The sequence below is a fragment of the Thermodesulfobacteriota bacterium genome (assembly GCA_034189135.1).
Taxonomy (GTDB): Bacteria; Desulfobacterota; Desulfobacteria; order Desulfobacterales; family JAUWMJ01; genus JAUWMJ01.
Genome location: JAXHVO010000125.1, coordinates 79,835 through 100,764 on the forward strand (window position 1 = coordinate 79,835; position 20,930 = coordinate 100,764).

14 protein-coding genes are annotated in these 20,930 nt (G+C 44.8%); 7 read left to right on the plus strand and 7 right to left on the minus strand.

Going from position 1 to position 20,930, the window contains the following annotated elements; translation table 11 throughout:
* Positions 1-27 precede the first annotated feature (27 nt).
* On the plus strand, positions 28-948 hold the full coding sequence (locus tag SWH54_18070) for a glycine betaine ABC transporter substrate-binding protein (protein MDY6793178.1): 921 nt from the start codon (positions 28-30) through the stop codon (positions 946-948).
* Between the two features lie 54 nt (positions 949-1,002).
* Here SWH54_18070 and SWH54_18075 read toward each other — a convergent pair whose 3' ends face one another.
* Positions 1,003-1,932 carry a hypothetical protein gene (locus tag SWH54_18075; GenBank protein ID MDY6793179.1) on the minus strand — a complete coding sequence of 310 codons (930 nt, stop codon included), beginning with the start codon at positions 1,930-1,932 and terminating at the stop codon, positions 1,003-1,005.
* A gap of 1 nt (position 1,933) precedes the next feature.
* Positions 1,934-2,536, minus strand: a complete 603-nt coding sequence (locus SWH54_18080) for a metallophosphoesterase (GenBank protein MDY6793180.1) — start codon at positions 2,534-2,536, stop codon at positions 1,934-1,936.
* Positions 2,537-3,002: 466 nt separating this feature from the next.
* Here SWH54_18080 and SWH54_18085 point away from each other — a divergent pair, with 466 nt between their 5' ends.
* From SWH54_18085 to oah, 4 genes are all read left to right on the plus strand, one after another.
* A complete protein-coding gene (locus SWH54_18085) occupies positions 3,003-4,325 on the plus strand; it encodes an MmgE/PrpD family protein (protein MDY6793181.1) in 1,323 nt (440 codons plus the stop codon).
* 24 nt (positions 4,326-4,349) lie between these two features.
* Complete coding sequence (locus tag SWH54_18090) at positions 4,350-8,894, plus strand: hypothetical protein (GenBank protein MDY6793182.1); 4,545 nt, start codon at positions 4,350-4,352, stop codon at positions 8,892-8,894.
* A 332-nt stretch (positions 8,895-9,226) separates the two neighbouring features.
* A complete protein-coding gene (gene had / locus SWH54_18095) occupies positions 9,227-10,333 on the plus strand; it encodes a 6-hydroxycyclohex-1-ene-1-carbonyl-CoA dehydrogenase (GenBank protein ID MDY6793183.1) in 1,107 nt (368 codons plus the stop codon).
* A 64-nt stretch (positions 10,334-10,397) separates the two neighbouring features.
* Positions 10,398-11,534 (plus strand): 6-oxocyclohex-1-ene-1-carbonyl-CoA hydratase, encoded by a 1,137-nt coding sequence (gene oah, locus SWH54_18100; protein ID MDY6793184.1) that lies wholly within the window; start codon positions 10,398-10,400, stop codon positions 11,532-11,534.
* A gap of 492 nt (positions 11,535-12,026) precedes the next feature.
* On the opposite strand, the gene SWH54_18105 is transcribed toward oah, so the two are convergent.
* Positions 12,027-13,382, minus strand: a complete 1,356-nt coding sequence (locus SWH54_18105) for a DUF362 domain-containing protein (protein MDY6793185.1) — start codon at positions 13,380-13,382, stop codon at positions 12,027-12,029.
* 619 nt (positions 13,383-14,001) lie between these two features.
* Here SWH54_18105 and typA point away from each other — a divergent pair.
* Positions 14,002-15,840: a translational GTPase TypA gene (typA, locus tag SWH54_18110; protein MDY6793186.1), complete on the plus strand. Its 1,839-nt coding sequence runs from the start codon at positions 14,002-14,004 to the stop codon at positions 15,838-15,840.
* A 101-nt stretch (positions 15,841-15,941) separates the two neighbouring features.
* On the plus strand, positions 15,942-18,242 hold the full coding sequence (locus tag SWH54_18115) for a Tex family protein (protein MDY6793187.1): 2,301 nt from the start codon (positions 15,942-15,944) through the stop codon (positions 18,240-18,242).
* A 21-nt stretch (positions 18,243-18,263) separates the two neighbouring features.
* On the opposite strand, the gene SWH54_18120 is transcribed toward SWH54_18115, so the two are convergent.
* The 4 genes from SWH54_18120 to SWH54_18135 form a co-directional block, all read right to left on the minus strand.
* A complete protein-coding gene (locus SWH54_18120) occupies positions 18,264-18,854 on the minus strand; it encodes a methyltransferase domain-containing protein (protein MDY6793188.1) in 591 nt (196 codons plus the stop codon).
* A gap of 409 nt (positions 18,855-19,263) precedes the next feature.
* On the minus strand, positions 19,264-19,809 hold the full coding sequence (locus SWH54_18125) for a DUF2889 domain-containing protein (GenBank protein MDY6793189.1): 546 nt from the start codon (positions 19,807-19,809) through the stop codon (positions 19,264-19,266).
* Positions 19,781-20,179: a DUF4186 domain-containing protein gene (locus SWH54_18130; protein ID MDY6793190.1), complete on the minus strand. Its 399-nt coding sequence runs from the start codon at positions 20,177-20,179 to the stop codon at positions 19,781-19,783. Before SWH54_18130 ends, SWH54_18125 begins: the two co-directional genes overlap by 29 nt.
* A 17-nt stretch (positions 20,180-20,196) precedes the next feature.
* Entirely contained in the window at positions 20,197-20,640 is a 444-nt protein-coding gene (locus SWH54_18135) for a secondary thiamine-phosphate synthase enzyme YjbQ (protein MDY6793191.1), read from the minus strand.
* Between the last annotated feature and the right edge of the window lie 290 nt (positions 20,641-20,930).

A 20,930-nucleotide genomic window follows, 5' to 3' on the forward strand; every position in this document is an offset into this window, starting at 1 on the left:
ATCACCATCAAAAAAGGAGGTATTCTTATGAAAAAGTATTTGGTTGTTCTGGTGGCACTATGTTTTTTGATTTTGCCTCTAACTGTTTTAGCCGGCGGTCCGGTGAATGTTGCATCTAAAGGTTTTACCGAGCAGGTTATTCTGGGACAAATTATGGTCAACCTCTTAAAAAACAGAGGAATACCGGTTAAAGACCGCACCTCTCTTGGAGGAACCAAGGTCAACCGTGAAGCCCTGGAACAGGGACAGATTGATGTTTACATGGAATATACCGGAACCGCATGGATGAATTTTTTTAAAAAGAAGGAAACTGTACGTGATTCCATGGGGCTTTACAAAAAAGTCAAAGCGATCGATGCCAAAAAGGGCCTGGTATGGCTGGCACCGGCGAAATTCAACAACACCTATGCAATCGTCATGCAGGCGAAGAAGGCGGATCAACTGGGAATTAAAACCTTGTCTGATTGGGCGGCCTGGATAAAAAAGAACCCCGGAAAAATGACGGTGGCAGTAAACACCGAATTCTACTCAAGAGCGGATGGTTTCAAAGGGATGATGGGATTTTACGGACTTAAATTCGGTAAAGACATCCCTGATGCCGACGTTAAAAAAATGGAAACACCTCTTTGCAAAAAGGCGGTGCGGGATGGACAGGCGATGTGCGGAATGGCCTTTGCAACCGACGGAGAAATCAAGGCGTATAACCAGATTGTCTTACAGGATGACAAAAGCTATTTTCCGATTTACAATCCGGCTCCGGTGATTCGGCAGGCCGTATTAAAGCAATATCCTGAGATTAAATTTATCCTGGGAGAAATTGGCGCATCACTGGATACGGCAACCATGACCAGGCTTAATTACAGGGTAAATGTCAACGGAGAAAAACCTGCATATGTGGCAAAAAGCTGGCTGCAGGGTGTGGGTTTGATTATTAAGAAGAAAAAATAACAACTTAACATTAAAAAAGCACGGCATGACACCGCTTATTTTCGCCGTGCTTTTTTAGTACCTGACCAGACCGAAATACCGCCTGAATGCACCCATTATTTTTCGGAAAATACTGTCATATCTTTTTGCATATGCCTCCACCGCGTCTGCCGGATTGTCATCATCCGGCACACCTTTTCTTAGCTTGCACCTGTGCTTAAACACCCAGATATAAAAATCCGTTTCCGTTCTGTGGGGAAACTGCTTCATTATGCGGTTGTCGCGTATGATTTCCGCCAGCGGGGAATAAATGCTATCCAACCATGAGGCAGCGGCATCCTGAAAGGTAATATTCTTTTGCCCCTTTTTCTCAAGATAGTATTTGTGGGTCTGTATGTGCTCCATCAATATGGAATAACCGCCGAGCCTTGTCATCTGAAGGTTATAGCCGGAACGGCTTTTATTTATGCCCGTCTCTTTCAGGAAACGATGATAGTTTTCCTGTATGGCCAGCTTTTCCAGATCGGTCTCCTTATCCAGCGGGACATCGCACTGATATTGGTACACCCTGGCCTCAATATATTTATTGCCTTTGGCCCGAGCCACTGAAATTCGGTGATGACCGTCTTTAACAAAATAGGCATTGCTTACCTTATAAAGTTCCACCGGTGGGAGATCCTGTCCGGATTCCCTGATCTGGTCAATATTTTTCCATCGTTCACGCAGATCTTCCTGAAGAGGCAAAAAGCTTCGCGTAAAGGCGTGGTATCGTCCCTCGCTTCCGACAATGCTTTCCAGGGGAACATTTATTACGCCAAGATCGTCGGCAAACCATATTTCAAGTTTGTGTTTAACTTCCTCAAAGGGAAGAAGCCTGGGGGATTTTCGTTTTACAAACCCCTTTAAATCCTCCATAATTGCTTGGTGCATCGCTCGGGTAAAATTATCATCAAATTGATGTTTCCGCGTGGCGCGTCTGGTTGTTTGGTCATCAAATAACGTCATTTTATATGTCCCAAATCCACCAATTATTTGTATTTAAGACAGTCGTTGATTGATAACGGGTTATATGTTGTCCGTTTCTTGGCATGGTATGACCGTGGACAAAATAAGCCGGTTTGTATGTTTCGATAAACTGCAAAAAAGCTTTAAATCCCTGATGGGGAAGGTCGCTTCCGTCATGGATGCCAAAAGGCGGCGAGTGCGTAATCAAAATATCGATATAGCGTCCGAAATTTCTTTTATTAAGGAGCAATCGAGTCGCCATACCTTTTACCTTTCTTTTCATCTGCAGTTCGCTGAAAAGATATCTTCCCTTTTTATACCGCATCGAACCACCCATTCCCCCTATAAGAAGCCCCTGATATTCAATAATTTTGCAGTGGAGATCGCGACATCCACGGGCAAAAGGCTTTTTCTGATCAAGCAGGTTTTGCGGCCTTTCATCATGATTTCCCGGTACATAAAAAAGGGGAACATTAAGTCCGTTCAGCAGATATTCAAGATAATAAGGAGGAAGGTCTCCGCAGGCAAGAATTAAATCTATGTTCCGGCACTTTTCTCTGAACAAGTGTTCTTTGAAAAAAGATTTTTCGATTTTATCACTCACAGTTAGAATTTTCATGAATTGCCAATTTGAAGACCAAAAGGCCTTTTGAACATCGAACATCGAACGTCGAACGCTCAACATCGAACGTCGAATAAGGATATCGCTTCGCTCCATTAGATCATATAATTGAAACACCGAAGGTGTGCAGTCATTCGACGTTGGAAGTTGAATGTTCGATGTCAGACGTTCATTTTTTATTTTACTTCATGGTTCAGTGTTTAATAGAAAATATTGCATTGAGATTTACGCCAGTTCAGGGCCCCTGAAATTGCTACGACAAAGACTTAACATGGAGCGTAAATAATTACAAGTTAGAGATGTTATCCTATTGATTTCATTATAGCAAAATATTTATTTGAATAGTATAGTTTTCGTTTGACATAGACTATATTTCAGTTCAATAGATATATAAATATTAAAATCAAACTGCCTCTAATAAGCATGTCAGAGAGGCAAAAACCTGGCTATGAATTTTACCGAATATGCCATTAAATTTATACTTGAGATAGATTGGTGTGATCTTCCTGCAGAGGTTCAGCATCAGTCTAAGCGGTGCCTGATGGATACAATGGGGGCACTGTTGGCCGGCACCAAAACACCGGTAGGCGCAATCATGTCCCGAGTTGCTACCGAACAGTTCAGCGGAAACCAGGCCACCATTTTAGTTGACGGCAAACAGGCTTCTGCTTCAGGCGCTGCCCTGGCCAACGGATTTTCCTGCAATGCTTTAGATATTGATGACGGCTATCGCATGATCAAGGGGCATCCCGGCGCCTGTATTCTTCCTGTCATACTGGCTGCCAGTGAAATGGTTTCCAGCTGCTCAGGAAGCCAATTTTTAACCGCACTGATGATTGGTTACGAAATCGGTATTCGGGCCGGTTTGATCCGTCATGCCCTTTATCAAACCTATCACTCTTCCGGAAGTTGGGGTGCAGTTTCCGGTGCGGCCGCAGCAGGTAAAATTCTCGGATTGAACGCCAAAACCCTGCACCATGCCATGGGAACGGCGGAATATCATGCCCCCATTGCACCCATGATGAAAGGTATCGCAAAACCTTCCATGGGAAAAGACAGCATCGGCTGGGGAGCGATGGTGGCCATCACATCTGTCTTAATGGCCGATAACGGATTCACCGGTATCCAACCCCTGTTTAGCGATACACCCAATCAAGAATGGATTGAGAACCTGGGGCAACGATACGAAGTAATGAATCTTTATTTCAAGCCCTATACCGCCTGTCGGTGGGCACAACCGGCCGTTGCCGGAGCTTTGAAAATAAGCCGGAAAAACCCCATCTTGCCTCAAGACATTTCTCGAATCTGTGTTCGAACCTTCAAAGCAGCAACGGAACTTTCCTGCCGCCGTCCCCAAAATACCGAAGAGGCGCAGTACAATATGGCTTTTCCAGTGGCGGCAGCATTAATTGACGGCGAGGTGGGGCCCAGGCAGGTTCAGCCTCCCCGGATTCACAACAGTCAGATTCTGAATTTGGCAGACAAAATAGAAACAGAAATATCAGAAGAGTCTGAGCAGATGTTTCCGGAAAAGGCCTGTGCCGAAGTAATCATTTATACCCATAATAATAAACATTTTTCCTCCGGTCTTATGGAAGCAAAGTGGGAACCGCCGGACTCCCTTCCCACCGATGATGAACTGGAAAAAAAATTTGAATGGCTGGTCGAACCTGTTTTGGGTAAAGAAAATACCGGGAAACTGGTGTCCATGATATGGGAATTTGAAAAGCTTGAACAGGTGAAAGATTTCATAAGCAGTTGTATTATCTGACAGGCTCTAACAAGGAGGTGTCGAATGTGCGGGATTGTGGGATATTTTGGAGGAGCGGGAAACAATCTGACCCGACTGCTGACAGGCATGTCGGCCATTATTTACCGGGCGCCTGACAGTACCGGTCTGGCCATATTCGGTGACGAAACCGAACCGATTAGAACAAGAAAATCGGTGGGTTCCGTTGAAAAACTGGTCGAGGAATTATTAGCCAATGAAGTATACCAAAACTATGAAAATGAGCTTATATCTGTCTGGTCTGACGGAACGGACGATATAAAAATGCTTGAGCACCAAAGGCGTTTGATCGCTTTTGAAGGCTTACCCTCTGACCTGTTTGAAACTGCGGTTAAAGCCGAATTCTCCTATCCCACCTATGACGATCTGGTCGATTTGAATACAGACCGACCCTTCAGATTAACACCGGGGCAGCCCGGCCGACCATACTTTAACCCCTCCCATTTTATCCGCTCAAGGAAAGATCTTAAAAAATTTGTCATCCGCCTCATCAAAGAATACGATCTTTCACCGGTTGTGATACGGGAAATTATCAGAAAACCTCTCATGAATATGATCGAATCCCAAAAAGCAGATGGTCGAATTCATACAAAACCCGCAGATATCATCGCCACCTTTGACAGGGTATTTGAATCGATCCTTTCTCAAAAAGAGACCATTACTCCCGGTCCGACCGGTTTGAAACGTTTTTTAGAAAACCCACTTGCGCTGAAGTCATTGTGGCGCTGTCTGCCTGAAACAGCTATTGAAATCTCCCAGGATTACAACAGGGATGCGGTCTGTTGCATGTTCCGCCTCCTGGATTCAACCCTCCTTACCAAGATGGCATACCGAACTGATGTGATTGAATCACTTGAAAAAATACTGGATTATTCCTGGCCTCGCTATGATCGGCCCAATATGGTGGACTGGAAAAGCCTTTACAGAGCTGAAAAGGGAGTAAACGTTTACGGGTGGGCGGCGGCCTCAGCTTTGACATACATGCAGAAGGAAGATTTTCTGGCTGAAATGTTATCCGGGCTTTCCGGCAGTGATATCATGACGGAAACCTCGACTGTGCCCGGACAAACCGATCCTGTCAGCCTAAGATATTTTACGCAACCGGTCATATCCCACGGACGATGGGCCGTTCAGTCCGCAGTTAACATGAAAAACGCCCATCCGTTTCTTGATGAAAAGCGATACCGAAGTGTGGTCATAAACGGCCAGTTTGACGGAAAAACCGAAGACAGTCTCAGAAAATTTATTTCCAAGGTTGGAAAACTTTCCTTCAGAAGTGAAAATTCTGCCGAGTATTTCCCCCTTCTCTGGGGCTATTATTTTAAGCAACTGTCCGAGGCGAAACAAAGATACAGTGCCGTGTTAACACAGGTGGAAAATGACCTTCAAGAGTACGGTATCGGAAGCGATACCATAGATTATTCGATTCACAGTTCCGTTATGAATAAAAACACTGCGGCGCTGGATGAAGCAGCGTTTATCGAAGCCGCCAAACAGATCGCAAAAAACGAGGGGCAGGTGGCCGCATGTGGGATGAGTATTTTATCCCCTAGAAGGCTTTATGTGGCCGCTCACAATCGGCCCGTTTTTGTTGTCCGCAGACTGGAAAACGATGATTTTATGGTTGTTTCAGACATCAATGCCGCCTTGGGACTTTTTCCCCAGCAGTTGATATTTGACCAACGCAATGAACTCAATAGAATGAAACATGACTATAATATAAAGGCTGCCCTGTTAACAGGTAGCGACACCGGCTGGAAAAATTTAAAGGCGCTTAAGGAGTCGTTTAAAAAAGATAAAGCACATATTTTAGAGGCATTTTCAGTGGAAGTTTTTACCCTTGACGGAGAAGAGATATTTGCCCGGATAGAAACACAAATTGCCGATGGAAACGTCTGCCGAGGCATTGAGATTACCGATTTTGCTGGTACCCCTTTACCGGAAATAGAACCTTTCAAAACTTTTTTAAATCCCGTTCAGGTTAAAAAAGATCTGGATAAGTCTTTTTATGAAACCCATCTCCGCGAAATACCGGATCGGCTAAGCGAAATTTTAAAAACCTACGCACCCCGGGAAGACAGAGCTCCGGATTTCGAAATAAAAAAATCCATTCTGCGCCGAAGATTCGGCTCTGATTTAAAGAACCTCAAACGGATTGTGCTGGCAGGAACCGGAAGCGCCTTTTATATGTGCGAAATTGCAAAAAACTTTATCCATTCATTAATGCCCGAACTGGATGTGCTTGCAGTGAGACCCGGTGAAATCGAAAATCCAGAAAACCTATTTGTTCCGGAAAAAGATCTGGTTATCCTGTTAAGCTGGTCTTCGACCACCGCGGACATGGTTTTTTTGGCTAAAAAATTGTTGTCCCTCAAGGTGGTTATGATTTGTATTACGGAGAAGACTTATGCCGACATGGCCATTGTGGTGGCAAAAAGCGGTGGTGTTATCCCCTGCCTGAGTGAAGAAGAAGTGACCGTTTCCGGTGTGAAAAGCACCGTCTGCATGCTCTTTTGCCTGAAGCTTTTCTGCCTGTGGGTGGCATCGTATATCGGAAGAAAAGAGGAAGCCCTTTCGTATTTAAAAAAAATGTACAGAGTGCCGCATATCATTTCCAATCTTCTTCAAGACGAAGATGTAAAAGCGTTTTCAAAAGATCTGGCCGATGAAAAGACAAAAAGCAGCGCCAGTATAGTCATCAGTGCCATTAACACCAACGGAGTTGGGAGAGAGGCCGCCCTGAAACTTGAAGAAAGCACCTGGTCGGCAGTAGGAAAGGCGCTTGACTACCAGGAGGTGCTCAACACAGGTTTTCCGGACACTAAGGAAAATATTCTTGTCATGGTCGATGCCACCTGTATGAAACGACTTGATGAGGCCATAGAGGTTATGGAACTGCTTTACCATAAAAAAATAAAATTTACAGCGGTGTGCCTGGCTTGGAAAGCAGAGGAACAAATCAGGCGGCTGAGCGATGGGAAGTGCATCTTTCTTCCAGGCCTGAAAAAAGATACATTGCACCCTCTCCTTGCTCTGATTTTTTACTATCAGTTTGCGTTTTATTATGGTCGGTCTCACGGAATAGGCCTGGGTGTTGCCCCAAGAAACCGTGCCAAATCCGTGACTGCCGGGCGGAGCCTGTTTAAAAAGAAAGACTCACCGGCCAAAGAACTTATTAAAATAAAAAATCTGAATGAAAGATTGAAAACTGCAGCAGTCCTTCCCCATGACGTTGAGAAAATAAGCATCTGGGAAAAAAATGCACTTACCAAGAATTCAGAGCTATACTACCGGGAGATGCGCAGGCTGGCCAAAATAATTATAACAAATGACATGCCTGGTAAAATATGCAGCGGCTTTGATGAAAACGCCGAAAGGCTTGCATCTCATCTTTTCGATACCAATTCGGATATAGATGAAATCGTATTTGCGCCTATGGACAGGAGGTCGCAATCCACGGTAAAAAACACTGTAAATGTCTGGAGCCGCTTTATGGAATATCCGGCAAGAATCATTTCACCTCAAGCACCACTCTCAGCATTTGGCTCAAATGTTCTTCTGTTTGCCATCGCATCTTCAGCCCCAGCGCAGAAACGCCTGGCAAAACGACTGGAGACAGCCTCATGTCCTGTGTTTCGCCTGGAACCGGAAAAAAGCTTTTGTGAATGCCATTTAACTGCAAACAATGGTGGAAAGTTTCTGTTGAAAAACGGCTTTGAATATTCCCACAGCGATTCCCTGTACACCGCAATCAACTTTATTTTTATAGATACGTGGCGCAAGTTTTTCCCTGATAAGGCTCAAATTATTGACGATCATTTCAAAAGAAGCGGTGAAACTGTGCTTGAGTTGCTGGAAAATTCGGCTCTTAAAACAAATTTAAAAAACTGCTTGGTCGCCAACAGGAAATATAAAACCATGTTCTATGTAGGGCCTCCTGTGGGAACAGGCTTGGCGTGGGTGAACAAGTTTGACCGGAGCGGCGTTATGCTAATTGAGCAGCATTTGTTTGGAGAAAGTGCTCACGGCCCGATTGTAACCATCGATTCCAGGGTAGACAGTAAATTCGTTAGACTCGAAAACAGGAAAGAAATGGTTTTAAAATTCGGCGAAAAAAAAGTGGTATCATGGGAAAACAAATACCTTTCCGGAAGAAAGATGGATGAATTTATTAAAACACCGCCCATCGATCTGTCCTACGAAGAAAAAACCCCTTTTTTTGTAGACGATATCTGGTATTTACCGGAACTTCAAACAGATTATGATGCAGCAAATGACAACCTCATTGTGATGGATGCTTGCTGGGAACGATATTTTGACCTGGCACTGGACGAGATATCCACCTTCGGTTGCAGGTATCCTAGGATGATTTTGATGACACAGCAGGCATTTCTGAACCAAAAGTCAAAAGATGCTCTTTACCGGTTTCCGTTAAGCAACACGATCCTTCTTCCCGAAACGCCCTCCGGCCCGATCCCGGAAATGCAACTCCCATTTGTGATGAATATAATCGGCGAGGAGTTGGCCGCTTGCGCTCACGTGCAAAAATAGGTGCTGTTTTATTATTCAAATTTTTTTTAAAATATTCCAAAAATGATTGACACGCATTATTATTTTAGTTACATTATAGCTACATTATAGTTTTAATTTAAATTATAACATAAATATCAATATGTTGTATAGAATTCATTTTCAGCATCAAAGGGCACATACACAATTAATCCCATGGTCATGACAAACAGCCGATAGTCTAAAACTCAGGACTAAAAAGCTCAACAGCAAAAACTTCGCATCATCTCATAAGCTTACCGGCTTAATATATAATCTGACAATAGAGAGTCACACGTTTAATAAATTAACAATAAAAAGCAAGGAGGTATAAAATGGCAGAAGTACCGGAAAAGATTATGACCTGGCAGATGGTTCAGCCGACATCTCGTGACAGGGAAACCAAAGAAGTCACCCCCGGAAAAATCGAAAAAACGGAAATACCCGTACCGGAATTAAAGCAAGGCGAAGTTCTGGTGGAAGTTGCCGGATGTGGTGTGTGTCACACCGACCTGGGGTACTTTTATGATGGCGTTCCCACTGTTTCAAAACCGCCCCTGACACTGGGCCATGAAATTTCAGGAACCGTGGTGGCAGGCGATGAAAAGTGGATGGGAAAAGAGGTGATCATTCCTGCAGTGATGCCATGCAGGCAGTGCATTTTTTGCAAAACAGGACGGGGCAACAGATGCCTTGCTCAAAAAATGCCAGGCAACAGCCTGGGGCTTTATGGCGGATTCTCCAGCCATATTCCGGTGCCGAGCGTTGATCTTTGCGAAGTCAAAAACAGAGGTGATGTACCGCTGTCTCACCTCGCAGTTGTTGCCGATGCTGCCACCACCCCTTACCAGGCAGCCAAAAGAGCCGATTTACAGCCCGGAGACAATGTGATTGTAGTGGGTATCACCGGCGGCGTGGGTCAATACATGGGGCAGGTCGCCAAAGCACTGGGCGCAAAAACCGTTATCGGAATCGCAAGAAATCAGGAGAAACTGGACAAGGCACTTAATTTTGGAGCAGATTTTTGCATCAACTCCACCGACAAAGATGCAAGAGCGGTATCCAAAGAGTTTAAAGGCTATTGTAAAGAGAACGGCCTGCCCGGTTTCGGCTGGAAGATCTTTGAGGTCACCGGCGCCAAAGGCGGTCAGGAAATTGCATTGAGCCTGCTTAGTTTTATCGGAAAGTTGATCATGGTGGGTTTCGGCATGGCAAAAACAGAATACATGATGGGCAAGCTGATGGCATTTGATGCGGATATTCTGGGAACCTGGGGATGCCTGCCCGAATACTATCCCATCGTTTTGGATATGGTGCTGACTAAGAAAATCGATATGGAAGCATTTGTTCAGACACGCCCGATGAGCACCATAGTGGAGACATTCGAAGAGGCCCATCGATCGTCACCCGACAAACGAATCGTGCTGACCCCTGATTTTTAGATGCGGTCCGTTGATAATGGACCAAAATCATTAACAAATAAAATTAAAAAAAGGAGATTAAAACATGTCTTTAGAATGGATGCCAAGAGATAACGAAAAAAAAGATCACGCATTGCATACCGATGTGCACTGGGGAACGGAGGCTCCCACTGTTGTTTATGAAAAGCGCCCTTTAACTGATCCTAAAGGAAACGTGGTGGAAGGGCTGTATGTATCATGGATTCGTCTGAACAATCCCAAACAGTATAACTCTTATACCACAGAGATGGTAAAAGGGGTGATTGCCGGTTTTGAGAATGCGTCCTTAGACAGAAGTGTAGTCGCAGCCGTATTTACCGGTACCGGTCCTTATGCATTCTGCACCGGAGGCAATACCAAAGAGTACAGTGAGTTTTACAGCTTGAGATCCGACGAATACGGCCAGTATATGGAGCTTTTTAACCATATGGTTGACAGTATTCTCGCCTGTAAAAAACCGGTGATTTGTCGTGTCAATGGAATGAGGGTGGCCGGCGGTCAGGAAATCGGAATGGCCTGTGACCTTGCGATTTCATCTGACCTGGCTATTTTCGGTCAGGCCGGTCCCAGACACGGGTCTGCCCCTGACGGCGGCTCGTCAGATTTCCTTCCCTGGTATCTGGGTATTGAAGATGCCATGTGGAACTGTGTGTCCTGCGAAATGTGGTCTGCCTATAAAATGAAAATGAAAAACCTGATCAGCAAATGTGTACCAGTGCTGAAAATAGACGGTAAATGGGTACGAAATCCCATGATCGAAACAGACAAGTATATCGAAGACGGAGAAATCGTTTACGGTGAGTACAAAACAGGGGATGCATTTAAAGAAGCCCGGGCTATTATCAAAGAGCATCAGCCCAATGCGGATTTTGAACTTCTGGACAAAGAAGTGGATAAAGTCGTCTGGACCTTTGCCAATCTTTTTCCCGGATGCCTGATCAAGTCCATCGACAGCATTCGCGCCAAGAAGAAATTCTTCTGGGATTACTCCAAGAATTACAACCGGCACTGGCTGGCTGCTAACATGGGCGGCGAGGCCTTCCTTGGCTTTGGTGCTTTCAATACCAAGAGAATTACCGGTCAGGATAAAATCGATTTTCTTAAGTTCCGTCAAAATATTGCCGAATGCAAAACATGGGATATGGATATGTTTGCGGACGTTTTGGGAAAACCGAAAGAATAGCTTCTCGTTAAACTATTTAGCAATACATATGGCGGGTTTGGTCTCCACTAACGGAGGCCGCCTGCCATTTTTTTTATCTTAAAAAATCGCTTGGTTGGGTCAAGCTGGAGATACTGGGCGATGACTGAACAACCTTAAAAGGTATTGTAGTTTTTGAACGTCGAACATCGAACGTTGAACATCGAATACTGAAATCGTTTCGCTCCGCCAATTTATACCGTTTCTCATAAATATATTCCGTTTTAAACGATGAAAAACTCGTATATAAGAAATCGTAAAGAAAGAACTAACTGTCTTTATAATAATTAATTTCGGTATTACAACTACTTCAAATAATAAACAATATTTCACTTAAGTTCTTTCTTAACGATTTCTAATACACTCAGACAGTTTCCTCATTTAAAACGGAACATATTTATGAGAATTACTATATACATTGGCAGAATACCTTATTCAAAATTCGATGTTGGGCGTTCGATGTTGAATGTTCATTTATTTGCCCTTATTTAATTTTAAACTTTCTATCTTAAAAAAAGATTCATCAAACTCAGGCCTGTCTTTATATCGGGCCATAAAAAATCCGGGCAGTTGTTCCAGGGTCTCTTTTTCAAACATTTTGGGATCTGCATCAATCCCTGCTTTTCGAAGCGCGTTCAGGATGTCCTTTGGCTTAGGCGGGCACCCTTTTACTTCTATCGCTTCCCCTATGTCCGGGTGATTCCGGTTCGCCTTGCACATACATTTTCCCAAAAGAATGGTCTTTTTTCTTTTTGAAGGTTTCATGATCTTCCCGGTAAGAATCTCCACATCATCCCAGGGGGTTCCCTTCCATGCAAAACGTATGGCAGACAGAACCAGGCCATTTATGCCGGAACAGTATGTACACATGGTTGAATCATATTTCCGGTAAAAGATGCCTGAAATACCCTGTTTCGCAAGGGGAACCGGCAGTGTGCAATCTTCATTCTCTGCATATTTAAAATCATACTCATGATAAGAGACAAGAGGGTCTATTTCTTCTCCCGCAATGTCAATATCCGAAAGGTCTGTGGGCCGGCTGCGTTTTTTTGCTGCATGGACAATATGCGGGATATCCGCCGGTTCATACCCCAGTAACCTAGTTCCGACCATATCAGCAGAAAGAATATCTGAAGAAGCCACCAGTAGATTGCTGCGCCTCATTTTTCCGTCAAACCCGGGTCCTCGTTCAAGGGAGTATATGCCATCAATCAGGGTAAAAATCGGTGGAAGCTTATCCGAAAGCCTGGATACATGATAGTGCAGGTCCTTTTCAGGATCCGTGCCGTGACATTTTTTCCTGGAAGAGATATCAATGATTCCTTTAAGATTTTTTATACCCAGGCTCACCATCGTCTGGTTATGGGCTTTCATTACCGGAAGATCCACAATAAAATCGCTATGTAAAATGTCCTTATTATAATTCAAAGTAAGCCCTTCTTCAATTTCGACTTTCTCAAAGGGTCGTTCAAATATATTGATATACTTTATGCCGTAACGGTTTTTCAATTTTTCATACCCGAGTGATTTAAATGCATGCGCCGGAGTATCTTTGTCACCCGGAGTCATGGTTACCATACCTTCACCAATGGTAATGTCTTTTATTCCGTGCTCCTTTAAAAGCACCACCATATCCTCAACAACCCTTGAAGTTGTGATGACCCCCCACTTGGGAAATTGAACGGCTTTAGCCCAAAAGACAATATTGGGTTTTATAAACACCCGTGCATTTGAAGATAAATCCTCCAAACCACCTGAAAGCTCTACCGCCTTACGTACAGATTCAAGTGGCGATTCATAGCGTACCACTGCAACCCGTGATTTTCTCATACTGTGACTCCTAAATTCGTAAAAAATTGATCTGTCTACGTGGTATGTTAAAGATGCTTCTCTTCTATATTGGTTGATATAAAGGGCTCAATCTTATAACTCGAGTTTCGCACCCCGGTTTGGCGGAAAGTAATGCTCTGACGGCACGTGAAACATAAAATCATATGTGAATCTAAACAGTTATGTTTTTTTCTGTAAGGGGATATGTGGGTCATCTGTTCCCCCTTTTCGCAGTGTCCGGATATTTGGGATAGACCGTCCCTTTTATATTGTTTAGCAACGGATAAACTTTATCCAAAATATCCGGACACGCTGCAACCGATTTAATTCATATCCCCTGGAAGAAAATAATATAACTGTCTCGATTCACAGCCTTTTCACCAATCGGCGCTCTAACAATTCCTGCTCCACCGTTGATAAGGGGTGCAACACTTGAGCTATAATTCTAACAACTCTTTTGAAGATAATCCATAAATATTTTTAAAATATCAACCGGTAAAAAAGTACGAGTAAAGCACTATTTTGCCAATACACCCATTTCTGCTTGTAATCTCGGTTAAAATGGTTATATTGCCCTATTCTCACTTTCCGGAATAATATGTACTATTAGGATTTTTAAATGTCGAATGTAATTCGAAACGATCACTTGAGAAACATTGCCATTATCGCCCACGTCGATCACGGCAAGACCACACTGGTAGACGCCATGTTCCGTCAAAGCGGCCTGTTCAGGGTCAACCAGGAAATCGACGAGCGGCTGATGGACACCATGGATCTGGAACGGGAGCGTGGAATCACCATTGCGGCAAAAAACTGTTCGGTGCTATGGAAAGATGTCCGGATCAATATCATCGACACTCCGGGTCATGCAGATTTCGGTGGAGAAGTTGAGCGCGCCCTTTCCATGGCCGACGGAGCCATTCTTCTGGTGGATGCTTCGGAAGGCCCCCTGCCCCAAACCCGGTTCGTTCTCAAGAAGGCTCTGGAAGCCGATTTAAAAATCATTGTGGTTATCAATAAGATTGACCGCCATGACGCCCGTCCGGACGATGTCTTGGACGAAATATACGATCTTTTAATCGACCTGGATGCATCGGACGATCAGCTTGAATTCCCTCTGCTTTACGCCATCGGCCGGGACGGTATCGCAATGGAAAACCTTAACGAGGAAGGGGTAAACCTGCATGTTCTGCTGGATACCATCCTGGAAAAAATCCCCGGCCCGTCCCATGATCCTGACGCGCCCTTTCAGATGCTTGTATCTGACCTCAGCTACTCGGATTACCTGGGTCGACTGGCCGTGGGAAAAATATTTAACGGAACCGCCCATTCCAGAGACAGCCTGGTATGCATCGGCAACAATGGTAACAACATACCGCTCAAGGTATCTAAGCTCCAGGTCCATGACGGCATGAAGTTAAAAGACGTAAATGAGGTCCAACCCGGGGATATTGCGGTGATGGCCGGTATTGAAGATGTTAAAATCGGCGACACCATCTGCAACAGGCAGGCTCCGAAAGCCCTGCCCCGAATCAGCGTTGACGAACCCACGGTGTCTATGGAATTTACCATCAACAACTCGCCCTTTGCGGGAAAAGAGGGAAAGTACGTCCAGTCGAGCCGAATCCGTGAACGCCTGTTGAAGGAGACCCTTCTCAATGTGGCCATCCAGGTGGAAAATACCCAAGACCGGGAAAGAATCCGCGTCAAGGGTCGCGGAGAGTTTCAACTGGCCATCCTTATTGAAACCATGCGACGGGAAGGCTATGAATTCAGCGTGGGACGGCCGGAAGTCATCTGCCGTTATGATCATGGCAGCAAGCTCGAACCCATGGAACGTCTGCTGGTCGACTGTGAGGAACGTTTTCTCGGTGTGGTAACGGAAAAACTCTCCCTTCGCAAGGGAAAAATGACCAACCTGGTTAACAATGGCAAAGGACGGGTACGAATCGAGTTTTCCGTGCCCACCCGAACGCTGATCGGGTACCGGGATGAGTTTCTTACCGACACTCGCGGCACAGGTATTATGTATTCCCTGTTCGACGGCTACGAAGAATTCAGAGGGGATTGCCCCAGCCGTTTTACCGGCTCTATTGTGGCCGACCGCACCGGAAATGCGGTACCCTATGCCCTGTTCAACCTGGAACCCCGGGGGCGGCTCTTCGTTGTTCCGGGTGATCCGGTTTACGAAGGTATGATTATAGGCGAACACAACCGGGGCCAGGATATCGCCGTGAATCCATGTAAGGAAAAAAAGCTGAGCAATATGCGGGCATCGGGAAAAGACGATAACGTCATTCTCTCTCCCATCAAACCGATCACTCTGGAACAGGCTATCAGTTTTATCCGTGAAGATGAGCTGTTGGAGATCACCCCATTGTCCATACGCATGCGAAAAGCGGTACTCTCCGGCCAAAAACGCCATACCCTTCGCGCCGCCTCGTTAAAAAAGAAGTAAGCGTTTGCCGGCTCGGATCTTACAAAAATTTTGAGTCATATTCTCCGATCAAGGGTTACCAATAAAATGATAAGATCACCTCACTTAAACCCAAGGAAACCATGAACAACGAAACCTTATTAGTAAAAATCGCCAAAGAGCAGGATCTAGATCTCAAGCAGGTTCAGGCCATCGTTTCCCTTCTCGGGGAAGGCGCCACCGTCCCCTTTATTGCACGTTACAGAAAAGAATCCACCGGAAGCCTTGATGAAGTCGCTGTTACGGCTGTCAGGGACAGGTTGAACCAACTGAATGAACTGAACAACCGGAAGGAAACCGTTCTCAAATCCCTTGAAAAACACGGTCACCTGACTGATGAACTTCATCAAAAGGTTCTGACCGCCGAATCCATGGCAGTACTAGAGGATATTTATCTGCCCTACAAGCCGAAACGGAGGACAAAGGCGGTTATCGCAAAGGAAAAAGGCCTTGAGCCGCTGGCTTTGATGATTTTTGAGCAGAAAGGTGTGGATCCGCTCACAGAGGCGAAAGCTTTCATCGATTCCGAAAAAGGAGTGGATTCGGTGGAAGATGCCCTGGCTGGAGCCAGAGACATCATGGCTGAAATGATAAGTGAAAATGACAAAGCCAGAGCATCTCTGAGAAATCTCTTTTTTACCAAAGCAGTGATTAAAAGCCGGATGGCTTCAGGCATGGAGGAAAAGGGAGCCAAATTCAGCGACTATTTTGAATGGGATGAACCGGTTGCCGGCATCCCTTCTCACAGGATGCTGGCTATGAGAAGAGGTGAAAAAGAAGACTGTTTAAACATTGATATACTTCCTGATGAAAAGGAGGCCGTCGTCATACTTGAGAAGTTGTTCGTTAAAGGTGAAAAGGAAGATTCGCTCCAGGTAAAACTGGCCGTAACAGACTGCTACAAGCGCCTTCTGTCTCGGTCCATGGAAACCGAAGCCAGGGTTCATGCAAAAGAAAAAGCAGACAATAAGGCGATTAAAGTGTTCGCCGAAAACCTTCGCCAGCTCCTTCTTTCACCGCCACTGGGAGCAAAACGTGTCATGGGAATAGATCCCGGATTCAGAACCGGATGCAAGGTGGTCTGCCTTGACCGACAGGGGAAACTGCTCCACTATGACACTGTTTTTCCTCACCTGTCTGAAAAAAAAGCTCTTACGGAAAAAGAGAAAATAAAGTCCCTGTGTGAACAGTTTAACATTGAAGCCATAGCAGTGGGAAACGGCACCGCAGGTAGAGAAACAGTAGCTTTTATTAAAACGATCCCTTTTTCAACCCCTGTGCAGGTGATCATGGTCAATGAAAGCGGTGCGTCCATATATTCCGCCTCCGAAGCGGCAAGGGAAGAGTTTCCGAATCATGATCTGACTGTTCGTGGTGCGGTTTCCATCGGAAGACGCCTGATGGACCCCCTGGCAGAGCTTGTTAAAATCGATCCGAAATCAATCGGTGTCGGCCAGTACCAGCATGATGTCGATCAAAAAGCCCTGAAACAGGCCCTTGACGATGTGGTCATGAGCTGCGTGAACGGGGTCGGTGTTGATTTGAACAGGGCAAGCTCCCAGCTTCTTTCCTACGTTTCAGGTCTGAACACAACCACCGCAAAAAACATTGTAGCGTACCGTGAGGAAAACGGACCCTTTCTGTGCAGAAAACAGATCGCAGATGTGCCTCGGCTGGGTCCGAAGGCATTTGAACAGTCTGCCGGTTTTTTACGAATCCCCGGAGGCGAAAATCCACTGGATGCCAGTGCGGTGCACCCTGAAAGTTATCCCATTGTGGATGCCATGGCCAAGGACCTTGGAGCAACGGTGGTGGATATGATGGAAAATCCTCAAATCAGGGATCAAATCGATGTGGCGAAATATGTGACCGATTCAGTGGGAATACCCACCTTAAATGACATTCTGGATGAGCTGGTAAAACCCGGGCGTGATCCTAGAAATAAGTTTGAAGAATTCTCCTTTGCTGACGGTATTGAAAAAATCGAAGATCTGAAACCGGGAATGAAAGTTCCCGGAATCGTTACCAATATCACCGCATTCGGTGCTTTTGTGGATATCGGTGTCCATCAGGACGGCCTGGTTCATATCAGTCAGATGGCAGACCGGTTTGTGAAAAATCCTGCGGATATCGTAAAGGTCCAGCAAAAGATAAGCGTTTCTGTGCTTGAAGTTGACCTTGCCAGAAAGCGGATTTCCCTTTCAATGAAATCCCGAGCAGGTCATTTTTCTGCCGGCGTAAAAAAACCTAGCTTAAAAAAAGTTCAAACCAATGCTCCGAAACCAAATAAAAAACAACATCATAACAAAAAACAAAAAATCAAGAATAGGCCGATGAACAATCCCCTGGCTGACGCATTGATAAAAAGCGGGTTTAAACATTGAGGGTGTCTTAAAAAGTCTCAACTAGTGCGCCGGTGGAGCTTTTTTCCCAAGCACATATCCCAGCCAGATTTCACCTGATCCGGTTTTTGAGCTGGACCTTGAAAAATCACAAACCCTATACCCATGGCTGTCAAATAAGACCCTGGCTTTTTGATCCTGCCACAGATAAAAAATTCTGCCTACCTCATCTGTTCTGGCCCCGATGCCCTCTTTTAATGTAATCAAAATTTTTCCAAAATCAGTCAGCGACTGTATTATATTTTTGAAAATATCAGAAAATCGATCGTGTGGAACATGAACCAGAGCACCGATAAGCATGATGGCATCAGCGGATATGACAGAAAAATCGTATGTTGCAAAATCTCCCTCAATTACCTCACATCCGGTGTTTTGCCTGGCAATTTTTACCAAACCGGAAGCGCGATCCAAACCGATCACATAAAATCCCTTGTTTTTCATCCACAGCAAATCCCGGCCTGACCCGCATCCCACATCAAGGACAGTCGCCCCTGCAATCAGTCTTTCTGCCAGAGGTTCCAAAAAGGCAGACGGATCCACCGCAAAGGTCTTTTCATGGTAGAGCCTATAGTTTTTCTGGTAGTAATCTGTCATACGCGTCAGGAACATCCTACATGCTTATAGCAGCTATACTATTTCTCATAAATTTTCATGCCAGGCTGGGCACAACGATTCATGAAACCTAAGGTTCGTCCGGGGGATTGCCTATTGGCCCATTACAAAACTTAACAATCTGATCTAGAAATTAACCTACGGCAGCTATCTCGCTTCAATTAGATCTGAGCCAGCCCCAGAGGACATAATCCCACGGCGACGTTGATCGTCTCTGCCTGTATGGGTTGAACTGAGAAGATAGGGGGCATGTAAGACACCGATCTCATTTGTTAAGTTTTGTAATGGGCCAATAGGCAATCCCCCGGATGAACCGACCTAAGATTGAAAAACTGCTGTTTTTTTAATGAATATGTTCCGTCTTCAGCCTTCAGTCTATCCACCTCAGCAGTTACACATTTTGTTTTAACTCCTTTACCAGGGGGCCGTCTTTTCTCCATACCCAGCAGGTACCAATAAGATAATTGTTTAAAATTTCGGGAGAAATCTCATTGTCCCCTTTTTCTTTATTTCGATAAACCCAATAGCCCTGGATAATTGCAGGCGCCATGGAAAGAACAAGCGTTGTCAGATGGAGACAACCTTTAATCCCACCCAAAGTTTTTTTGACTTTCGATGTAAAACCCGGTGCAATGCACATGCCTTTTAGCTTTTGCAGGCTGTCAGACATTTGAATGCAGTCCTCATGTGGAGTCCCTGGCATATCCACCTTTATTTCCTTTATGGTTAGTGATAAAGACTCAATTAGCATCTGTACGATCATATGGTGTACCGTCTGGGGAGGATGCTTTTTCCCGGAATTTTGATAAAAAGGTATCAGACGATCCTCTTTTAATATTCCCTCAACGATTATGTTTTCGCCGTCTGATTCATATGTGGAAATTTCAATATTTCTGTGGTGAATTTTTCTACCCTTGCTGCTGTCCAATGCGCTCATCTCTCCCTCCGTCAGTTTGGTTTTCTATCCATTTCATGATCAGATTCACAATAAATTCAACTTCATGATCAGTTAACGTCCTGCCTTTTAGTATTTTATGCCACTTCTGCAGGCAGCCCCGGCAGCATGTTGCGGTTGCATGCTGTGCTATAAAAACCGGATGCCCCTTCATGGGTGTCTGTTTGCCATCATTCTTTGGAAACTGAAGTGCCAATCTTGAATTGATAAAATCAAATGCATGACCCTTAATGGTGGCAAGCCCTTTATGCTGAATATATTGTCGGTCCCTGTCGGTGAGTGTAAATTTTGCTCGAAAAGATGACCGTTTCAGCCATTCAAGTGCACGGTCAATCTTTCCAGATGGATAAATTTGATGTGTTTGATTTTTCAAGCCGGCAGGCCTATGATGGTCACTTCAATAGATCGTGTCCTGGGGCCGTTGTCATGGTTGATCGCAACCAGTTGCTGCCATGTTCCCAGTTTCAATTGACCGCTTCGAACCGGCACTGCAATGGAAGGTCCCATAAGTGCTGCCTGGACATGGCTGTGACCGTTACCGTCATGCCAGGCTTTTTCATGTTCGTATTCAAGACCGGGCGGGGCCAGCCGGTTTATGGCCATTTTCAGGTCCTCAACCACACCGGGTTCAAATTCAATGGTGGTAAGAGACCCGGTTGAGCCTATCATGGTGGCGGTAAGATTTCCGTTTTCAATCTGTGACTCTTTTATCAGTTGACGAATTTCCGGTGTGATATCAAAAATATCAGGCCCGGCTTTCAAACTGATTTCAATTGATTTTATAAATACGGATAGTTGTTTCATATATTCCATTTTATTTCCTGTTCCCATAGAGATCGTTTGATTTAAAAACTATGTAAAATTAGCTGTTCAGTCAAGCACTTTTGCCTTTCTGTTTAACGGTCACCAATGGCTAAATATTTGAGGGGTCGGGGAGCTTTTCAATTTCTACTCAGTTTATCCGGAGAAGCGCTAACAAATAAAGCCTGTTCAACACTTATTTAAATTAATAATAACAAGATGTTAAACGGGGACTAAGACTACAGTTACCCCCACTTTAATGCGTTTGGGAGTAGGGGGTTTCTATTAAAGCCAGTATTTTA